Source organism: Actinacidiphila yanglinensis (assembly GCF_900107965.1).
Classification (GTDB): domain Bacteria; phylum Actinomycetota; class Actinomycetes; order Streptomycetales; family Streptomycetaceae; genus Actinacidiphila; species Actinacidiphila yanglinensis.
In genome coordinates this window covers 272,593-290,446 of the sequence record NZ_FNVU01000010.1, presented here as the reverse complement: position 1 = coordinate 290,446, position 17,854 = coordinate 272,593, and the positions used below count along the sequence as shown (strand labels likewise).

Genomic DNA, 17,854 nt, shown 5'->3' with positions numbered 1-17,854 from the left:
ACCCCGCTACTTCCTGCCGCGGACGGCGAGCGTCGCGGTCAGCGCGGCGAGCACCAGTTCCAGCGCGAGCAGGAAGGCGAGGCCCATGTCGAAGGCGTGCGGGAAGCGGGCCGGGGAGCCGTCACCGGCCGCGTCGTAGAAGACGATGCCGATCAGGGCGATGCCGAGCGCCCCACCGATCTGCTGGATCGTCGCCACCGCCCCGGAGGCCGAACCCACCAGTTCCTGAGGGACCGTGCCCAGTGCGGTGTGGGTGAGCGGCGCGATCACCATGCCCATCCCGACACCGTCCACGGCCAGTCCCGGCACCAGCTCCCACAGGCTGCCCGTGGTGCCCGAGGCGTGCACCGCCGCCCACAGCCCGCCGAGCCCGGCCGCCATCAGCAGCGCACCGGCCGGGACCGTGGCGGCACCCATCCGGGCGGCGATACGGTGCGCGGCGGTGGAGGTCAGCAGGTAGCCGCCGCCGATGGAGAGGAACACGGTGCCGGACTCCAGGGCGCTCAGCCCGCGCCCGGCCTGGAGGTAGAGGGCGAGGACCAGGAAGAAGGAGCCCTGGCCGGTCCAGAAGACGAGCTGCGCGCACGCGCCCGGGGCGAAGCCCCGCTGGCGGAAGAGCGCGGTGTTCAGCACCGGGTCGCCCCCGCGGCGGCCCAGCCGGCCCTGGTGCGCGACGAACGCGGTACCCAAGGCGGCCGAGCCGGCCAGGCTCAGCCAGGTCCACAGCGGCCAGCCCTGGGCGCGGCCCTGGATCAGCGGCAGCACCAGGGCGAGCACGGCCGAAGTCGAGAGCGCCACACCCGTGTTGTCCAGCCGCGGCCGGCGCGGCGCCCGGGACTCGGCCAGCACCCGCGGCGCCGCCGCCAGGGCGACCAGCCCGATCGGCACGTTGATCAGGAAGCACGCGCGCCAGCCGACACCCAGCACGTCCGCCCTGATCAGCAGCCCGCCGATCAGCTGCCCGAAGACGGCGCCGACGCCCAACGTCATGCCGTACAGGCCGAAGGCGCGGGCCTGCGCCTTGCCGGTGTAGGCGGACTGGAGGATCGCGAGCACCTGAGGGCTCATCATCGCGGCCGACAGGCCCTGGAGGACGCGTGCGGCGACCAGGGTGCCTGCGGTCGGCGCGACACCGCAGGCCGCCGAGGTGAGGGTGAACAGGGCGAGCCCGACCGTGAAGATCCGGCGGCGGCCGAAGATGTCACCGAGCCGGCCCGCGGTGATCAGGCCGGTCGCGACGGCCAGGCCGAACCCCGCGACCACCCACTGGATCGAGGCGGCATTGGTGTGCAGATCGCTCTGCACCGCGGGGATCGCCACGTTGACGATGAACAGGTCGAGCGCGGTCATGAAGGTCGCGACCAGCAGGACCAGCAGGCCGGGGCCGGACCGGCCGCCGGACCCGGCGGCTCCGTGCGCCGCGGGCGGGGAGAGGGTGGAGGAGGCCGAGGCCATGACGGTGCTCCTGTCGTGTCTGCGGTGTCCTTGCAGGTCACGACGGTACGGACGGCGCCGGCCGGGCGAATCAGTCACGGTTAGGTACTTGGGGCCACCCGTATCGGGCATGCCGCAGAGAGGCACCGACGGCGCTGGGTAGCGGGAGGGTCGGGCCGGGCCGGGCGACCGGTCAGCGCGGGCTGGTGAGCAGAGGGGCGAGCACGTCGAGCGCCCGGGTGATCCGCGGGGACGTGCAGTGGCGGGCGAGCCGGGCGGCCTCGCGGGCCAGAGCGCGGGCGGCGTCCTGATCCCCGGTCAGCGCGCGGGCGTGCGCGGTGCGGGCGGAGTACAGCGCACGCTCCCGGACGAACCCGGGGTCCTGCATCGCCAGCGCCTGTTCGAGCAACGGGCGGGCCTCGTAGGGCAGTCCGAGATCGAGCAGCGACAGCCCCTGCTGGGCGGCGAGCTCGGCGGCGTCCAGCCAGTACAGCCAGGGCGGGGCGGGCTCGTCGGCGTCCTCGGCGGCGGCCAGCCGGCGTTCGGCCTCGGCGGCGGCGCGCCGGAACGCGCCCTCGCAGCCGAGCGCGGCCTGCGCGCGGGCGAGCCGGATCGCCGCGAGCGCGCGCACGGCCGGGGGCGTGTCGCAGGCGGCGCGGACCGCCGCCTCGGCCGCGGCGACCGCGTCCTCCGGGTGCCCCGCGATGACGCCCTGGAGGGCCAGACCGCCCCACAGGGCCACCGCGAGCGGGCGGTCCCCGGCGGCGTGGGCGAGCCGTAGTCCCGTCAGGTGGTGCCGCCGGGCGGCGGCGTGGCGACCGCTGTCGGTGGCCACCCAACCGCCCAGCTGGGCAAGGTCGGCGGCGGTTCGCAGCAGCCGCCGCTCGATGGCCGGCCGCGACTGCTGCCGTTCCAGCAGTCCCCGTACCAGCCGCAGATCGGCCTCGACGCGGTGTCCCACGGCGGAGCCGCCGAGCCGGTCGTCCAGCCGGCGCAGGCCGAGCACACCCGCCTCCAGCCAGTCCAGCACCCCGCTGTCCACGGTCCCGGGGGCGCCCACCTGTTCGGGCACCCGCTCCGGCCGATCGGACCTCGACACGGGAGCCGGGACGGACGGCCGAGCGCCTCGGCGCGGGTCGGCGGGGCGTACGGCCCCGCGGGCGAGTGGCAGCGGGGCACCGCGGCCCGTCCGGACGTCGGCGGCGGGCCGCGCGGCGGGCACGCCGGACACCGCGGGCGCGGCGGCGGCTCCCGCGGACGCTCCGGCTGCCGCGGCGGGACCGGGCGGTGTGCCCGGGCCCGGCAGCACAGCGCTCGCCCCGGGCTCCGGCGGCGCCGTGACGGCGGCGTCCCAGTCGGCGACCGCGTTCCGCAGCGTGCCCGTCTCGGCGACCGGGAAGCCCTCCGGAGCGGACGCGCCCTCGTCGAGGAGCGCGTCGAGCGCGGCCAGGCCGCCTTCCACCGTCCACGGCAGTCCCTCGGGCATGCCGTCGTGCGCGGGCAACCAGCGCGGCCACGGCCGTAGTTCCAGCTCCCGGGGGGCGATGCCCAGTGCCCGCGCGAGCGCGCGCTGGCTGTCGGCCTCGGGCACCACGCCCCAGTGCTCCCAGCGCCACACCTTCTCGCGGCGGGCGGCCATCGGCACGCCGAGCGCCCGCGCGTGGTCCGCGATGACCCGGGCCAGATCCTGGTAGCTCCAGCCGTGCCGGCGCCGCACTTGGGCAAGTGGGTGCGTGGACGCGGCGGGCGTACCCTCTCTTGCCACGTTGCTTTCGTCCATTCACCTGGTCCCCACTGGACTCACCCGGTCACCCCGCCGTGCGATCCGCGCGGCGTTCAGGTCGTCGAACATCAACTATGCCGTGCAGGGCGCCGGTCGGGCGACCGGGCTCGCGGGCACCTCCTCTTGCCGATCCGGTGCCCAAACGCGGGACACCCTACGGGACTACAGCGAGACAACAGATCCGGCCTTGTCGTGAACTATCGCGTACCGGTTGGCTGTTCGCGATCACCGGACGTAACCCGCGCCGTGGAGGGCTGCCCGCGGATGACCCCACCGCCGCCACCCTTCCGCTTCACGCGCGGGAAGAACGACGTGGCCTTCGACCCCGCGCTCGGCGACGGCGAACTCGTCGCCGCCCGCGCCGCCCTGGCCCAGGGACGCTGGGGAGAGGTCCGCGCGCTGCTGGCCCGTACCGGCGACGCCTGGGACGCGCGCGGCCACCGCCTGGTGGTGCTCGGCGAGGGCCGGTCCTCCGCCGCGTGGGCGGAGGAATGGCGGCTGGCCGAGCCGGAGAGCACGGACGCCGCGGCGCTGGCCGCGTCCGCGGCCGTCTTCCGGGCGATCGCGGGCAAGCAGAGTCCCGATGCGGCACGGGAGTTGTGCCTGCGCGCGGCGCGGATGGCGACGTCCGACCCGACACCGTGGCTGTGCCTGCTGATCCTGGCCCGGCGCACCGGTAGCGACGACGAGCAGGTGCGGGCCTTCGACCAGGTACGCGGGCGCCACCGCGGCCATCATCACGCACATCATCTGATGACCCAGTGCCTGGTGGAGCGTCAGAAGACCGACGGCGACGACCCGTTCCACGAGGTGTACGAGTTCGCGGAGTGGGCGGCCGGTGAGGCAGGTCGCACGTCGCCACTGGCCGCCCTGCCGCTGATCGCCCTCGTGGAGCGGTACCGGGCACTGGCGGCGGCCGGCGCGTTGCCCGGCGAGCCGGACCGGCTGCCGTACTGGAGCAGCCCGCGGGCGCGCAACAGCGTGCGGGCGGGCTTCGACTGGTGGCTGGACTGGGACGGCGTCGGATACCCGCGGCTGCCGATCGACCTCAACTACCTGGCGTTCGGCAAGTTCCACACCGGTGACACGGTGGCCGCGGCCGCACTGTTCAACCGGATCGGCCACAACGCCACCCGCGTGCCGTGGTCATACCTCGACCTCGACCCGAAGAAGACGTTCCGTGCCGCGCGCAACTACGCGCTCGGCTTCGGTTCCGGGGCCTCGTAGTCCCCGTAGTACTCGTAGTCCTCGTAGCTCTTGCGACGTCCTGCCCCCTGCACCATCCGTCTTTCACCGGAAGGAACCGCGGCCATGCTGACGGGTAGTACCAACGAGATCAGCACGTTCAAGGGCGAACAACGCGCCTTGCGCGCGGACCGGATCGGCGCGCCGGCGCTGCTGCTGTCCGTGCTCGCCGCGACCGCTCCACTGATGGTGGTGGCCGGTGTCATCCCGACGACCTTCGGCACGATGGGCATCATCGGCGTGCCGCTGCTGTTCGTCATCGTCGGTGTCGTGCTGGCGCTGTTCAGCTTCGGCTACGCGGAGATGAGCCGCCACGTGCACAACGCGGGCGCGCTGTACGCCTACATCTCCCGCGGGCTGGGCAGCACCATGGGCGCGGGTGCCTCCTACGTGGCGCTGTTCGCCTACAGCATCATGCAGATCGGCACCTACGGGATCTTCGGCTTCGAGATCTCCGGGCAGATCTTCCAGCACTGGAACCACAACGTGGCGTGGTGGATACCCGCGCTGTGCGGGGTGGTGATCACTGCGGCCTTCGGCGCGCTGAAGATCGACCTGAACGCCAGGACGCTGGGCGTGCTGCTGATCGTGGAGACGCTGCTGACGCTGGTCTTCGACTTCAGCTTCCTGGGCGACCCGGGGCCGCAGGGCGTGTCGGTGCACGCGTTCAATCCCAGCACGCTGAGTGGGGCCGGCCTGGGCACGGCGCTGTGCTTCGTGATCGCGGGCTTCGTCGGCTTCGAGCAGGCCCCCGTCTACGCCGAGGAGACCAGCGAGCCGCAGAAGGTCGTCTCGAAGGTGATGTTCCTGGCGATCGGCTTCGCCACCGTCTTCTTCGCGTTCAGCTCGTGGGCGATCACCGTGGCCACCGGGCCGTCGCACGTGGTCGGGCAGTCGCGGGAGCAGTCGGCGAACCTGATCTTCGCGCTCAACGAGGGCCGGCTCGGCTCCGCGTTCACCGACACGCTGAACATCTTCTTCATCACCGGGATCTTCGCGTCGATGCTGAGCTTCCACAACGTGGTCGCCCGCTACGCCTTCGCGATGGGCCGCGACGGACTGCTGCCCCCGGTGGTCGGCCGGACCTCGAAGTCCAGCGGCGCCCCGGCGGTCGGGTCGTTCCTGCAGTCGACCGTGGCGCTGGTGGTCGTGGTGCTCTTCGCGGTGACCGACCACGGCAAGTTCGGCCCGCAGGGACCGGACCCGACGGCGCCGGTGCTGCGGCTGTTCACCTGGGCGGGCAACGTCGGGGCGCTGGGCGTGGTGCTGCTGATGGCCACGGCCGCGGTCGCGGTGATCGTCTTCTTCGTGAAGCGCGGCGCCGCAGGGGTGCAGGGCTGGCGGCTGGTGACGTCGGGGCTCGCCGCGATCGGGCTGATGGTCATCTTCGTGTACTCGGTGAAGGACTTCGCGGTGCTGCTGGGCGCCAACCCGGGCCACGGGCTGCGCTGGATCCTGCCCGGCGTCATCGCCCTGGCCGCGGTGATCGGGCTGGTCTACGGCATGGTGCTGCGGGTCCGCCGTCCGGAGGTGCACGCCAGGATCGGCCAGGGCAACGAGGCCTTCCAGCTGGAGAAGGCGGCCGCAGCGGCCGGGACCGCGGAGGAGCCGGCCTGATCCCGGGCCGCCACCGGTCCGGTCGCGCCCTCTTCGACCGACCCGCTCCGCCACACCTGACCCGCGCGCCGCGGCCCCATGTCCGGGGCCGCGGCGCGCGGGTCCGTCATCTGCGGTTCTGTCGCATGCGGATCAGTCGGTGAGCCCCGGGGCTCCCCACACCGGGAACCAGCGCGAGAAGTCCTCCTCCAGCCGCAGGTCGTTCGCCACCAGCGCCTTCACCTGGAGCTCCAGCGGGCTGTCACGCTTCTCGCCCGGCAGCGGGGCGAACGGGTAGAAGCTGCCGCGCTTGTAGAGGTAGACGAGCGCGACGGTGTGGCCCGCGGGGTCCTTGAAGGTGACCAGGGAGCACAGCAGCTGGGGGCCGAAGCCGTGCTGCTCCAGCGTCGAGTTGATCGCGTGCAGGTCGGTGACGAGGTCGGTGGTCTCCTCCGGGGTGTGCCGCGCGAGCAGCCAGGTGTAGCCGTACCCGTCCTGGCTGGTCTCGACCGGCAGCAGGGTGTGCAGATCCTGCTGGATCTCGGCGAACGCGCCGCCCTCGACGGCGGCGAAGCACACCGCGCCCAGGCCGGTGGGACGCAGGTCGCCGGCCGCCTGGAGGGTGATGGCGGCGGAGCTGAGACCGAAGAGCTGGTCGAGGTCGGGGCGGACCGGTTTGCTGCGGCCGAGGAGTACGTCGAGCAGGCCCATCAGCGGCGGTCCAGTTCGCGGGTGATCTCGGCGAGCTGCTCCAGCCGCCGCTCCAGCGTCGGGTGGGTGGACAGCAGCTTGGATGCGGTGGAGCCGGCGCTCAGCGCGGGGGCGAAGAAGAACGCGTTGAACGGCTGGGACTTGCGCAGGTCCTCCGTCGGGATGGCGGCGATCTGGCCGCTGACCTTGGTGAGCGCGGCGGCCAGCGAGGAGGGGCGGCCGGTGAGCAGCGCGGCGCTGCGGTCGGCGGACAGCTCGCGGTACCGCGACAGCATGCGGGTCAGGAGGAAGCTGATCGCGTAGACCGCGGCACTGATCAGCGGGATGAGGACGACCAGGGCGGCGGTGCCGGGGTCGCGGCTGCTGCGCCGGAAGCCGCCGAACAGCGCGATGCGGGTGATCACGCCGGCCATCACGCCGAGGAACGAGGCGATCGTCATGACCGCGACGTCCTTGTGGGCGACGTGCGACAGCTCGTGGGCGATGACGCCCTCCAGCTCGTCGGGTTCAAGACGGCGCAGTAGGCCGGTGGTGGCGCACACCATGGTGTTGCGCTGGTTGCGGCCGGTGGCGAAGGCGTTGGGCACGTCGGATTCGGCGATCGCGACCCTCGGCTTGGGCAGGTCGCCGAGGGCGCAGATGCGGTCGACGACGCCGTGCAGCTCAGGGGCCTGTTCCGGAGTGACCTCGTGGGCGCCCATGCTGAAGGCGGCGATCTTGTCGCTGAACCAGAACTGCGCGACGAACAGCAGGCCCGCGATGACCAGGATCAGCGGCCAGGAACCGCGCAGGATCGCGAGCAGCACGCCGACGAAGACGACGTAGAGAAGTCCGATCAGGAACATCGTGACGACCATGCGGGTCGTCAGTCCCCGGTCGGGAGTGAAGCGGTTGCGTTGCATGGCCCCTCCCGAGTCGTGCGGGGCGCGGGTCGCACAGCCGCGGCCCGACGTACTCCATAGATTGCTGGACAGGTGCCCCTGAGGACTACCTACCCAACGATGCAACGTCTCGGACGTCCCGCCCGTTCCGCTTCCGCCGTGGCATTCGGGTGGGGTTGTCCGCCGCCGGACGCCGCCCGGGGCCGCGCGGACGTACGGGCGGGGTCCGGGCGGGCGTACGGCGGGACCGCGGGCTCAGGCGCGGACGTCCAGGACGAGCTTGCCGGTGGTGCGGCGGGCGCGCAGGTCCTCGTGGACGCGGGCGGCCTCGGCCAGCGGGTGGACGCCGCCGATCAGCGGGCGCAGCCGGCCCTCGGCGGTCATGGCGAACAGCTCGTCGAGCGGCTCGTGGTACATCCCCGGGCGGCGCAGGCAGTGCGCGAGCCAGAAGCCGATCACGGCGCGGGAGCCGCTCATCAGCCGCGCCGGCTCGATCGGGGTCGGAGGGACGCGGGAGGCCATGCCGTACGCCACCACGCGGCCGAAGGGGGCCAGCGCGGCGAGCGAGGCGTCGAAGACCGGGCCGCCGGTCATCTCCAGCACGGTGTCGACCTTGTGGCCGCCGTTCGCCTCGACCAGGCGGTCCTTGAGGTCCTCCGGGTCGGCGTCGATGGCGGCGTCGGCACCGAGTTCCAGGGCGAGCTCGCGCTTCTCGCCGGTGGACGCGGTGGCGATCACCCGGCCGGCGCCGAACGCCTTGGCGAGCTGCACCGCCAGCGACCCGGTGCCGCCGGCCGCCGCGTGCACCACGACGCTCTCGCCCGGCACGAGCCGGGCGGCGGTACGCAGCAGGTGCCAGGCGGTCACGCCCTGGATGACCAGGGCGAGCGCCTGGCCGTCACTGATGCCGTCGGGCACCTCGTGGGCGACCCGTTCGGCGACGAGCGCCTTCTCGGCGTAGCCGCCGTTGTCGGTGAGGGCGACGACGCGCCGGCCGTCGGCGGTGCGGCCGACGATCTCGGCGCCCGGGACCATCGGCAGCGAAGAGGCGGCCAGGTAGCTGTTCTCCACGGTGTGGGTGTCGGCGTAGTTGACGCCCGCGGAGTCGACCTCGACCAGCAGCTGCCCCGGCTGGGGCACCGGGTCGGGCAGTTCGGCGACGTGCAGCACCTCGGGGCCGCCGAACTCGGTGATCTGGATCGCGCGCACGCTGCCACTCCTCCGGATGAGCGGTCCCCGCCGGGCGGCGAGGGCCTCGGCCCCAGAGACTACCGACTGGTCAGTATGTGGCGCACCCCCGACGCCCCGGACGCCCTGCACAGGCCGGCGGACGGGCCGGCGGACCGGCTCACGGACGGGCGACCCCGGACCCGGAAGCCGGCCCGGGGCGCTCCCGGGCCGCCTCCGACGGGTCAGGCCGCCGGTACCGGCCGGGCGGGCGCCGGACCCACGTACCGGGCCACCGGGCGGATGATCTTGCTGTCCTCCGCCTGCTCCAGCACGTTCGCGCTCCAGCCGACCATTCGCGCCGCGGCGAAGGTCGGGGTGAACATCTCCCGGGGCAGCCCGCACAGTTCCATGACCACACCGGCGTAGAACTCGACGTTGATGTGCAGGTCGCGGCCCGGCTTGAGCTCGGCGAGTATCGCCTCGGCCCGCTCCTCCACCTGGAGCGCGAAGTCGACCAGGTCGCCGCCGAAGCCGCGGGCGATGCCCTTGAGCATCCGCGAGCGTGGGTCCTCGGTCGTGTAGACGGGGTGGCCGAAGCCCATGATCCGGTCCCCGGCCAGCACCCGCTCGCGCAGCCATCCGTCGATGCGGTCGGGGCTGCCGATCGCGTCGAGGGTGTCCAGTGCGCGGCTCGGCGCGCCGCCGTGCAGCGGGCCGGACAGCGCACCCAGGGCGCCCACCAGGCAGGCGGCCAGGTCCGCACCCGTCGAGGCGATCACCCGCGCCGTGAAGGTGGATGCGTTGAAGCCGTGGTCGACCGTGGAGATCAGGTAGCTCTCGACCGCCCGCGCCTGCGCCGGGTCGGGCTCCTGCCCGGTCAGCATGTAAAGGTAGTTCGCCGCGTACGGCAGGTCGTCGCGCGGCTCGACCGGCGCCAGCCCCTGGCCGAGCCGGTGCAGCGCGGTCACCAGCGTGGGGACAGCGGCGCATGCGGCCAACGCGTCGGCACGGCGGCGCTCGGGGTCGATGTCGTACAGCGGGCGGAACCCGGCGGACGCGCCCGCCAGCGACAGCGCGGTCCGCAGCCCGGCGAGCGGCCCGGACAGCGCGGTGGAGCGGGCGATCGCGGGCAGCGCCTCCGCGACGTCGGGCGACAGATGGCGCAGCGCGGCCGTCCGGGCCCGGAACGTGGCGAGTTCGGCCGCGTCGGGGAGCGTGCCGTGGAACATCAGGTGCCACACGTCCTCGAACGTGCGGGTCTGCGCCAGGTCCACCGCGGAGTACTCGCGGTAGTGGTAGAAGCCTTCGGCCCCCCGGACGTCGCCGATGGATGTCTCGGTGACGACCACGCCCTTCAGACCGCGGGGTACGTCGATCGGGGCGCTGGGCTCGGTGGTCGGCATGTCTTCCTCCTTGGGTATGTACGCGACTGTCCATGATTGATTCCGACGTGTCAATATTGATTCAATCAACACTAGAGGCGAGTCGAGTACAGATACGGTGGGGCCATGACGAGGGAGCAGCCGGAGCACCGGGGACGGCCGGACACGGCCACAGGTGCGCGTACGGATACGGACACGCCCATGCCGGCCACGGACACGGATACGGATGACGGCACGGAGGCGCGGATCGGCACGCGGGAGGCCGCGCGGCGGCTCGGGGTGAAGCCGGCGACGTTGTACGCGTACGTCAGCCGCGGGCTGCTGGACAGCCGCCGCGCGCCCGGCGGGCGGGGCAGCACCTTCGACCCCGACCAGGTCGCGGCGCTGGCCAGGCGCGGCCGGCCCGCCGCGCAGCCCGACCCGGCGCCGGACGCCGAACCGGGTGGCGGCCCGGACGGGGTCTGGGGCCGGCTGCGTACCGGGATCACCCTGATCGAGCCCGACCGGTACTCCTTCCGCGGCGTCGACGCGGTCGCCCTGGCCGGGGCGTACGACTACGAAGAGGTCGCGGAGTGGCTGTGGACGGGCGCGCTGCGGCCGGGGACGCGCTTCACCGCCGCTCCCGCGCCGCTGGCCGCGGCCCGCGCCGCGTCCGCCGCGCTGCCCGAGGCGAGCGGGCCGATGGACCGGCTGCGGGTCGCCGTCACCGCGGCGGCGAGCACGGACCCGCTCCGCTTCGACCTGTCGGGACCGGCCGTGCTCGGCACGGCGCGCAGCCTCATCCCGACCCTGGTGGACGCGCTGCCGCCGGTCGGGGAGCGTCCCGAGGAGCACGCCCCGCTGGCCCGGCGGCTGTGGTCCAAGCTGACCGCGGCCCCCGCCGACACGGCGGCGCTGCGCGTCCTGGACACCGCGCTGACCCTGCTCATCGACCACGACCTGGCCGCCTCCACCGTGGCCGCCCGGGTCGCGGCCTCGGCCCGCGCGCACCCGTACGCGGTCGTCTCGGCGGGGCTCGGCGCACTCGACGGACATCTGCACGGGCAGGCCAGCGCGCTCGTGCACCGCATGCTCGCGGACGTCGCGGCCCAGGGCGGCGCGGGGCCGGTCGTCGCGGAGTACCTGCGGGCCGGCCAGCGCGTGCCGGGCCTCGGCCACCGGCTCTACCGGGGCGAGGACCCGCGCGCGGGTGCGCTGTTCGCGCTCCTCGACGGGGTGCCGGCCGCCGCGGACGCGCTCGCCGCGGCCCGCGACGTGGTCGCCACCACCGCCGCACGCCATGGCGACCTGCACGCCAACGTGGACCTCGCGCTCGGCGTGCTCTCCGTCTCGCACGGGATGCCGCCGCAGGCGGGCGAGGCCGTCTTCTCGGTCGCCCGCACGGCCGGCTGGATCGCCCACGCCCTGGAGGAGTACGGCGAGCCCCCGCTGCGGATGCGCCTGGTGGGGGCGTACACCGGCCCCCGTCCCGGCCGCCCGCTCCCCGCGCCCGACCAGGGCTGAGCCGAGCCGCCGGCGGGCCGGAAGCCACCCGCCCCCGCCCGCCCGACCCGGGCCCGATCCCCGCCGCCTTGCGTCAGACCCCGGAGAGGCGGGGGATGCGGCCGACCAGTTCGGCCCATTCCGTGTCGATCTGGCCGGGCACCATGCGGCCGGCGGACTGCCACTGGGCCACCAGAGCGGCGAAGAGCGGGGCGTCGGGCGCCTGCAGAACCGTTACGCCAAAGGGCTCGGAGGGGTTCCCCGACCGCCAGGCCATGGGGTTGCCGGTCGGCGGGGCCGCGGCGGTGCCGCTGACCGTGAGGTCCTGGCGAATCCACTTCGTTGCTGCCATACGCCGATCAACGAGGACGAGTCGGGCACGCCACTGCGGCGGCGGACGCGGCACACGAACGAGTGACAGCGGCACGGCGTGGCGCCGGAATTTCCGGTGGCCGCCGCCCGTTCTCCAGCCATGAGCACTGTGGAGCTGACCAAGGAGAACTTCGACGAGGTCGTGTCCGGCAACGACTTCGTCCTCATCGACTTCTGGGCCGCCTGGTGCGGGCCGTGCCGTATGTTCGCGCCGGTGTACGACAAGGCGTCGGACAAGCACGGCGACCTGATCTTCGCGAAGGTCGACACGGAGGCGCAGCCCGAGCTGGCCGCGGCGTTCCAGATCCAGTCGATCCCGACCCTGATGATCGTGCGCGACAAGGTGGCCGTCTTCGCCCAGCCGGGCGCGCTGCCCGAGCCCGCGCTGGAGGACGTCATCGCCCAGGCCCGCGCCCTGGACATGGGCGAGGTCCACAAGGCGGTGGCCGACGCCCAGGCGGGCGACCCGGGCGACGCGCAGGGCAGCGCCTCCGCCTAGGGCCTGTCCGGCGAACCGGGCGTCGCCCCTCCCCCGAGCCGGGGAGAGGGGCGGCGCCCGGACGCGCGCTCGGGGGTCGGCGCCGGCCGCGGGACGGGCGCCGCCGGCGTTGTCGGTGGTGGGGCCTAGGGTCGGAGCGTGGAGAGCGTGGTGGCCCTGGTGCCGGACCTGGTGGGGTCCGGGGGTCGGCTGTGCCCGCTGCGGCCGGACGGGCAGCCGGCCGGGGCGGTCGAGGCCGCGCCCGACCTGGCCGCCGCCGTGGCGCGGCGGGAGGCGGCGGAGCGGCCGCGCTGGGTGTGGGCGGCCACCGACGAGACGTACCCGCGGCTGCTGGAGCGCGCCGGGGTCCGGCCTGCCCGGTGCCATGACGTGAAGCTGGTCGAGTCGCTGCTGCTGGGAATGGCGGGGCGGCACGGCAGCCCCCGCTCGCTCGGTGCCGCGTGGGCGCGGCTGCACGACCTGCCCGAGCCGGCGGACGCCCGCGAGGGCGGCGCGGACGACCAGCCGGTGCTGTTCGCCGCCGACCGGCAGCATCTCCCGCAGGACGCCGATCCGTTGACGGCCCTGGTCGCGGTCTACGCCGACCAGCGGCGCCGGATCGCCGCGAGCGAGCACCCCGACCGGGTGCTGCTGCTGTGCGCCGCGGAGTCCGCGGGCGCGCTCGCCGCCGCCGAGATGGGCCGGGACGGCCTGCCGTGGAGCGCGGCGGTCCACGACGGCCTCCTCACCGACCTGCTCGGGCCGCGCCCGGCCGGCGGTGCCCGGCCCGCCCTCCTCAACGACCTCGCGCTGCGCATCCAGCAGGCGCTGGGCCGCACGGTCAACCCCGACTCCCCCGCCCAGGTCCTGCCCGCCTTCGCCCGGCTGGGTATCCCCTTGCACACCACCCGCTCGCACGAACTGCGCGAGGTCGACCACCCCGCGGCCGCCCTGCTGCTGCGCTACAAGGAGCTGTCGCGCATCCACGCCGCGCACGGCTGGGCGTGGCGGGAGGCGTGGGTGCGCGCGGGCAGGTTCCGGGCGGAGTACGTGGTCGGCGGGGTGGTCTCGGGCCGGTGGGCCACCCGCGGCGGCGGCGCGCTGCAGATCCCCCGGCTGCTGCGCGGCGCGGTGGTCGCCGACCCCGGGTACCGTCTGGTGGTCGCGGACGCGGGGCAGTTGGAGCCGCGGGTGCTGGCCGCGCTGTCGGGCGACCCCGGGCTCGCCAAGGCCGCGTCCGCCGGGGACCTGTACGCCGCGCTCGCGCTGGACGCCTTCGCCGGCGACCGGCCGCGTGCCAAGATCGCGCTGCTGGCGGCGATGTACGGGCAGACCAGCGGCGAGGCGGGGCAGCTCCTCGCGGTGATGCGGCGCCGCTTCCCGGCCGCGCTGGCCCTGGTGGAGGCCGCGGCCCGCACCGGCGAGGCGGGCGGCACCGTCCGCTCCCGGCTCGGCCGCACCTCGCCCACCCCGTCGGCAAGTCGCTTCGTCGACACGGGCGGGGACGCCGACGGCGCGGAGGGCGCCGGTGACTTCGGCTCGTCCGACCAGCGGGCGGCCCGTTCCTGGGGCCGTTTCACCCGCAACTTCGTCATCCAGGCCAGCGCCTCGGACTGGGCACTGGCCATGCTCGCCGCGCTCCGCCGCCGCCTGACCGCGATCGGGCCCGAGCCCCGGCTGGTGTTCTTCCAGCACGACGAGGTGATCGTGCACACCCCGGCCGCGCTCGCGCCCGCCGTCGAGGAGGCGGTCGCGGCGGCCGGCGACGAGGCCCGCCGGCTGGTGTTCGGGCCGACCCCGGTGCCCTTCCCCCTGGAGACCAACGTGGTGGAGTGCTACGCGGACGCGAAGTAGACGTGGGCTGCCGCGGGTTGCGGGGAGTGCCGCGGGTGCACGCGTACACGTGACGCCGCCGGGGCGCCGGCGGGTGCGGGCATGGCTGCCGTGCGGTCGCGCCGAGAGCCCGCGCAGGGTCTCTCAACCGTGGCGGCGCAGGATCGTCTCGGTCTGCTCGTCGGCGGGGAAGAACAGCTCGATCGACAGATCGGACAGGGTGACGTCCATCGGGGTCCCGAACGTACTCAGGATGCTGAACATCGAGAGTTCCTCGCCCTCGAGCTCCAGCCGCCATGACAGGACCGGGTCGTCCGATTCGTCCGTGGAAAGACGGCTCCACGTGTGGCGCTCCGGGATGTCGGGCCAGGTGGCGATCTCGTCGGCGAGTTCGGCGAGGCGGGGGTCCTGGGTTCGCACCACGGCCCGGTCGAGGCGGCGCAGCAGGTAAGCGGACCATTGCGGAAAGTTGAGGGTGCGGCCGGCGAGTCCGGCGGGGTGCAGGGCCGTACGGAAGAGGTTGGTCGGCCTGCCGCTCACGTCCTGCGGGATTCCGGAGACCAGCCGGCGCGCGGCGCGGTTGCTGAGCTGCACGTTCCACTGGGGGTCGATGGCGACGCCGGGGAAGGGGTCGTGCGTGTCCAGCAGCGCCTGCACCGAGGCTCGGACCCGGGAGAGCGCCGGTCCGGTCAGCGGCGTCTCCGGATAGCGGGGGGCGTATCCGGCGGCCAGCAGCCAGTCGTTCCGCTCCCGCAGCGGTACGTCCAGATGCTGAGCGATCTTCATCAGCAGGCCGCGACTCGGCTTCGACTTGCCCAGTTCGACGAAGCTCAGATGGCGGGGCGAGATGCCGATCTCGTGCGCCAGGTGCATCTGGCTGCGGCGGGCCAGTCCCCGTTGCCGGCGGATCAGGTGTCCGACATTCGCATCTGTCACGAGACGCCACGGTAGCCGGGTGGCACGTGCCGGATCGAGTACCTGCCAGGTCATCGCATCCGCGTCCCCCGACGGGGAGGATGACGACATTCCCGCAGGTGGTGAAAGGAACAGAGAATGTCGCTCTTCGACGCCGCGAACGGAATGCGTCTTCCTGCACGGAGACGGGTTCCGCTGAGGGGATATCGGCGGGTCCTCGTCGAAGGCGCCGAAATCGGCACCGTCGTCATCGAGCGGGCGACCGTAGCCGATCTGCCGCAGGTCAACGAGACGCACCGTCGCTGCTCAGCGGCCAGCCGCAGAGCGCGGTATCACCGGCCGCGTGAGTCGCTCATGCCCACCGAGTGGAGCACGCTGTGCGGTTCGGGGACCGGTGGGACCTGGCTGGCACGTCCAGCCGCCAATGCCGGTCGGGTTCTGGGCATGGTCAGCGTGCTTCCGTGCTCCAACCCGTCCTCGTGGGACTTCTCGATTCTGATCGATGACGCCTGGCAGGGCCGCAGACTCGGCACGGTCATGGCCCGTCACGCCGTCGCGTCGACCCGAGCAGCGGGCGTCGAATCCGTCGAGGCACTTGTCGAACGCGACAACGTCAGGTCGCTCAAGCTGCTACGGCGCCTGGGCGCGGCGATTCGCACCTGCGACGCGTCGACGGTGGAGGCGCACATCCGCCTACGCCGCGACCCGGTCGTACCCGGATCGCCGTGAAGACGGTCCCCACTTCTTCCGTCGACGAAAGGCCGAACATGCTCGCTTTCAGGATCACGCTCGTAGGCGCCTGGGTCGCGATCACGGTGCTGAGTATCCATGCCGTCGCCACCCTCGGTCCGACCGACGGCAGCGTGTTCTTCACGGATTTCTCGAACGGGTGGCGGGCGCAGACAAACGGCGACTTCGTCGCCTTCATTCTCCTCGCGATGGCATGGATCGCGTACCGGGAGCGGACGTTCCCACGCGTGCTGCTCGCGCTGCCGACGGTCCTCGGGAGCGTGTACCTACTGCCGTACGTCTTCGTTGCCACCTACACGTCACGGGGCCGGTTCGCCGCACTCCTTCTCGGGAACGCGCGTGGGGGGCTGTCCGTCAACTGACGGCCGGCTGCTGCAGTTCGCGGTTCGCAGCAGGACGGCGCCGTCGGTGTCACACCTCCACTGAGGGAAGTACGCCCATGCAATACCCTTCGAACGAGCAGGAACCCGGTCGCGTCGATGTCCCGCAGGGGACGATCGCCTACCGCGTTGCCGGTCCGGCCGGCAACCGCTGTCCGCCGGTGGTTTTCGTGCACGGCCTTCTGGTCGACAACAGGCTTTGGACCACCGTCGCGGACCGGCTGGCCGAACGGGGAATCCGCAGTTACGCACCCGACTGGCCGCTGGGCTCGCACCACATCCCGATGGCCGCGGGCGCCGACCTGAGTCCCCGTGGAATGGCCGATGTCATCAACGGATTCCTGGCCGCCAGGGGCCTTGATGACGTGACGCTCGTCGGCAGCGACACCGGCGGAGGGCTCTGCCAGTTCGCCATCGACACCGACCACCGTCGCATCGGCAGGTTGGTGCTCACCAACTGCGATGCCTTCGAGCTCTTCCCACCTCCCGGCTTCAGGATGGCCGTCGAGATGGGCCGGAGCCCGCTGCTGCTGTGGATGATGATGCGGGCGCTCACGCTCACGCGGGTCCGGCAGGGCAATCGCGGCTACGGCCCGGTGTTCAGCGGGAGACCGGATGCCGGCGTGACCCGGCGGTGGATCGATCCGGCGCTGAACGACGGGCGTATCCGTCGCGATCTGGCGAAGGTGATGGCCGCTGTCCGGCCGGCGGACCTGGTTGATGTGAGCTCGCGTTTCGGCGAGTTCACCAAGCCGGTTCACCTGGTGTGGGGTGACGACGACGCGTTCTTCCCGCTCGAGGTCGCCGAGCGGCTTCAGGGGGCGTTCCCGAATTCCACCTTGGTGATCATCCCGGGCGGGCGGACGTTCGTCCCGATGGACTACCCGGATGAGGTGGCCGAGGTCGTGGCAAGAGCCGGCGGCCTCGCGTCCTGACGTGCTTGGCCGTACAGCCCTGATGCGTACCGGGAGGTCGTTCCCCGGATCGTCCGCCAGGGATTCCATGTGTTCGTTCGGGATCGTGCCGGACACGCCCGCCACGCGCATGCCCGGCACGGGGACCGACGGCCCGCCCGGCGAGGAGCCCTCCGCCGTGTACGCGCGGCAGACCAGCGCCTACCTGAAGGGGCTGGACGACGACTGCGTCGTGGTCCAGTTGCGGTGCCACTCTGCACGGCGTCAACCCGCTGAAGGCGGTGGGTGGTTGCCGCGCGGGCGGACCGCGGGCGCGAGGTGCCCCTCGTCCCGCGGTCCGTCAGCGCCGGTTCACGGCAGCCGCGGCCCGGGGCGATCAGTCGCAGCGCCCGCACAGGTTGCCGAGCCGCACGGTGGGCCGAGCCCTGAGAGGCACCGGTTCGGGCGACCACCGGCCGCGGTGGCCGCGGTGCGGCGGCGGACCGTACGGCGACTGCCAGGCCGGCCGCTCGGGTCGCCTCGCACCGG

16 protein-coding genes are annotated in these 17,854 nt (G+C 73.3%); 8 read left to right on the top strand and 8 right to left on the bottom strand.

The genetic code is table 11. From position 1 onward, the window contains the following. Positions 1 to 6: 6 nt before the first annotated feature. Both C4U44_RS23860 and C4U44_RS41990 read right to left on the bottom strand, forming a co-directional pair. The gene (locus C4U44_RS23860) at positions 7 to 1,455 is read right to left on the bottom strand and encodes an MFS transporter (RefSeq protein WP_103888012.1); all 1,449 of its coding nucleotides are present in this window, start codon (positions 1,453 to 1,455) and stop codon (positions 7 to 9) included. Between the two features lie 172 nt (positions 1,456 to 1,627). Then, a complete protein-coding gene (locus C4U44_RS41990) occupies positions 1,628 to 3,214 on the bottom strand; it encodes a hypothetical protein (protein ID WP_200823368.1) in 1,587 nt (528 codons plus the stop codon). 267 nt (positions 3,215 to 3,481) lie between these two features. Between C4U44_RS41990 and C4U44_RS23850 the strand changes: the two genes are divergently transcribed. Together C4U44_RS23850 and C4U44_RS23845 are read left to right on the top strand one after the other, a co-directional pair. Further along, positions 3,482 to 4,444: a hypothetical protein gene (locus C4U44_RS23850; protein WP_103888011.1), complete on the top strand. Its 963-nt coding sequence runs from the start codon at positions 3,482 to 3,484 to the stop codon at positions 4,442 to 4,444. 84 nt (positions 4,445 to 4,528) lie between these two features. After that, positions 4,529 to 6,079 carry an APC family permease gene (locus C4U44_RS23845; protein WP_103888010.1) on the top strand — a complete coding sequence of 517 codons (1,551 nt, stop codon included), beginning with the start codon at positions 4,529 to 4,531 and terminating at the stop codon, positions 6,077 to 6,079. A 132-nt stretch (positions 6,080 to 6,211) separates the two neighbouring features. Here the strand turns inward: C4U44_RS23845 and pspAB are convergent, their stop codons facing one another. The 4 genes from pspAB to C4U44_RS23825 all read right to left on the bottom strand — a co-directional run bounded on the left by pspAB (position 6,212) and on the right by C4U44_RS23825 (position 10,223). Beyond that, positions 6,212 to 6,769 (bottom strand): PspA-associated protein PspAB, encoded by a 558-nt coding sequence (gene pspAB, locus C4U44_RS23840; RefSeq protein ID WP_103888009.1) that lies wholly within the window; start codon positions 6,767 to 6,769, stop codon positions 6,212 to 6,214. Beyond that, on the bottom strand, positions 6,769 to 7,671 hold the full coding sequence (gene htpX, locus C4U44_RS23835) for a zinc metalloprotease HtpX (protein ID WP_103888008.1): 903 nt from the start codon (positions 7,669 to 7,671) through the stop codon (positions 6,769 to 6,771). Before htpX ends, pspAB begins: the two co-directional genes overlap by 1 nt. Positions 7,672 to 7,905: 234 nt before the next feature. After that, positions 7,906 to 8,859, bottom strand: coding sequence for a quinone oxidoreductase family protein (locus tag C4U44_RS23830; RefSeq protein ID WP_103888007.1), 954 nt, complete (start codon positions 8,857 to 8,859; stop codon positions 7,906 to 7,908). 203 nt (positions 8,860 to 9,062) lie between these two features. Next, a complete protein-coding gene (locus C4U44_RS23825) occupies positions 9,063 to 10,223 on the bottom strand; it encodes a citrate synthase/methylcitrate synthase (RefSeq protein ID WP_103888006.1) in 1,161 nt (386 codons plus the stop codon). 180 nt (positions 10,224 to 10,403) lie between these two features. Between C4U44_RS23825 and C4U44_RS23820 the strand changes: the two genes are divergently transcribed. After that, positions 10,404 to 11,705, top strand: a complete 1,302-nt coding sequence (locus C4U44_RS23820) for a citrate/2-methylcitrate synthase (RefSeq protein ID WP_103888005.1) — start codon at positions 10,404 to 10,406, stop codon at positions 11,703 to 11,705. A gap of 73 nt (positions 11,706 to 11,778) precedes the next feature. Here the strand turns inward: C4U44_RS23820 and C4U44_RS23815 are convergent, their stop codons facing one another. Then, positions 11,779 to 12,036, bottom strand: coding sequence for a hypothetical protein (locus tag C4U44_RS23815; protein ID WP_103888004.1), 258 nt, complete (start codon positions 12,034 to 12,036; stop codon positions 11,779 to 11,781). 120 nt (positions 12,037 to 12,156) lie between these two features. Here C4U44_RS23815 and trxA point away from each other — a divergent pair, with 120 nt between their 5' ends. Further along, entirely contained in the window at positions 12,157 to 12,555 is a 399-nt protein-coding gene (gene trxA, locus C4U44_RS23810; RefSeq protein ID WP_103888003.1) for a thioredoxin, read from the top strand. 138 nt (positions 12,556 to 12,693) lie between these two features. Beyond that, on the top strand, positions 12,694 to 14,388 hold the full coding sequence (locus C4U44_RS23805; RefSeq protein ID WP_235032297.1) for a bifunctional 3'-5' exonuclease/DNA polymerase: 1,695 nt from the start codon (positions 12,694 to 12,696) through the stop codon (positions 14,386 to 14,388). Positions 14,389 to 14,511: 123 nt separating this feature from the next. On the opposite strand, the gene C4U44_RS23800 is transcribed toward C4U44_RS23805, so the two are convergent. Beyond that, positions 14,512 to 15,303: a helix-turn-helix domain-containing protein gene (locus C4U44_RS23800; RefSeq protein WP_200823367.1), complete on the bottom strand. Its 792-nt coding sequence runs from the start codon at positions 15,301 to 15,303 to the stop codon at positions 14,512 to 14,514. A gap of 117 nt (positions 15,304 to 15,420) precedes the next feature. On the opposite strand from C4U44_RS23800, the gene C4U44_RS23795 reads away from it, so the two are divergent. The 3 genes from C4U44_RS23795 to C4U44_RS23785 all read left to right on the top strand — a co-directional run bounded on the left by C4U44_RS23795 (position 15,421) and on the right by C4U44_RS23785 (position 17,347). Then, positions 15,421 to 16,011, top strand: a complete 591-nt coding sequence (locus tag C4U44_RS23795) for a GNAT family N-acetyltransferase (protein ID WP_103888001.1) — start codon at positions 15,421 to 15,423, stop codon at positions 16,009 to 16,011. Beyond that, on the top strand, positions 16,008 to 16,394 hold the full coding sequence (locus C4U44_RS23790; protein WP_146088327.1) for a hypothetical protein: 387 nt from the start codon (positions 16,008 to 16,010) through the stop codon (positions 16,392 to 16,394). The genes C4U44_RS23795 and C4U44_RS23790 overlap by 4 nt, the downstream gene beginning before the upstream one ends. A gap of 77 nt (positions 16,395 to 16,471) precedes the next feature. Beyond that, positions 16,472 to 17,347 carry an alpha/beta fold hydrolase gene (locus tag C4U44_RS23785; RefSeq protein WP_103887999.1) on the top strand — a complete coding sequence of 292 codons (876 nt, stop codon included), beginning with the start codon at positions 16,472 to 16,474 and terminating at the stop codon, positions 17,345 to 17,347. The last annotated feature ends 507 nt before the right edge of the window (positions 17,348 to 17,854 follow it).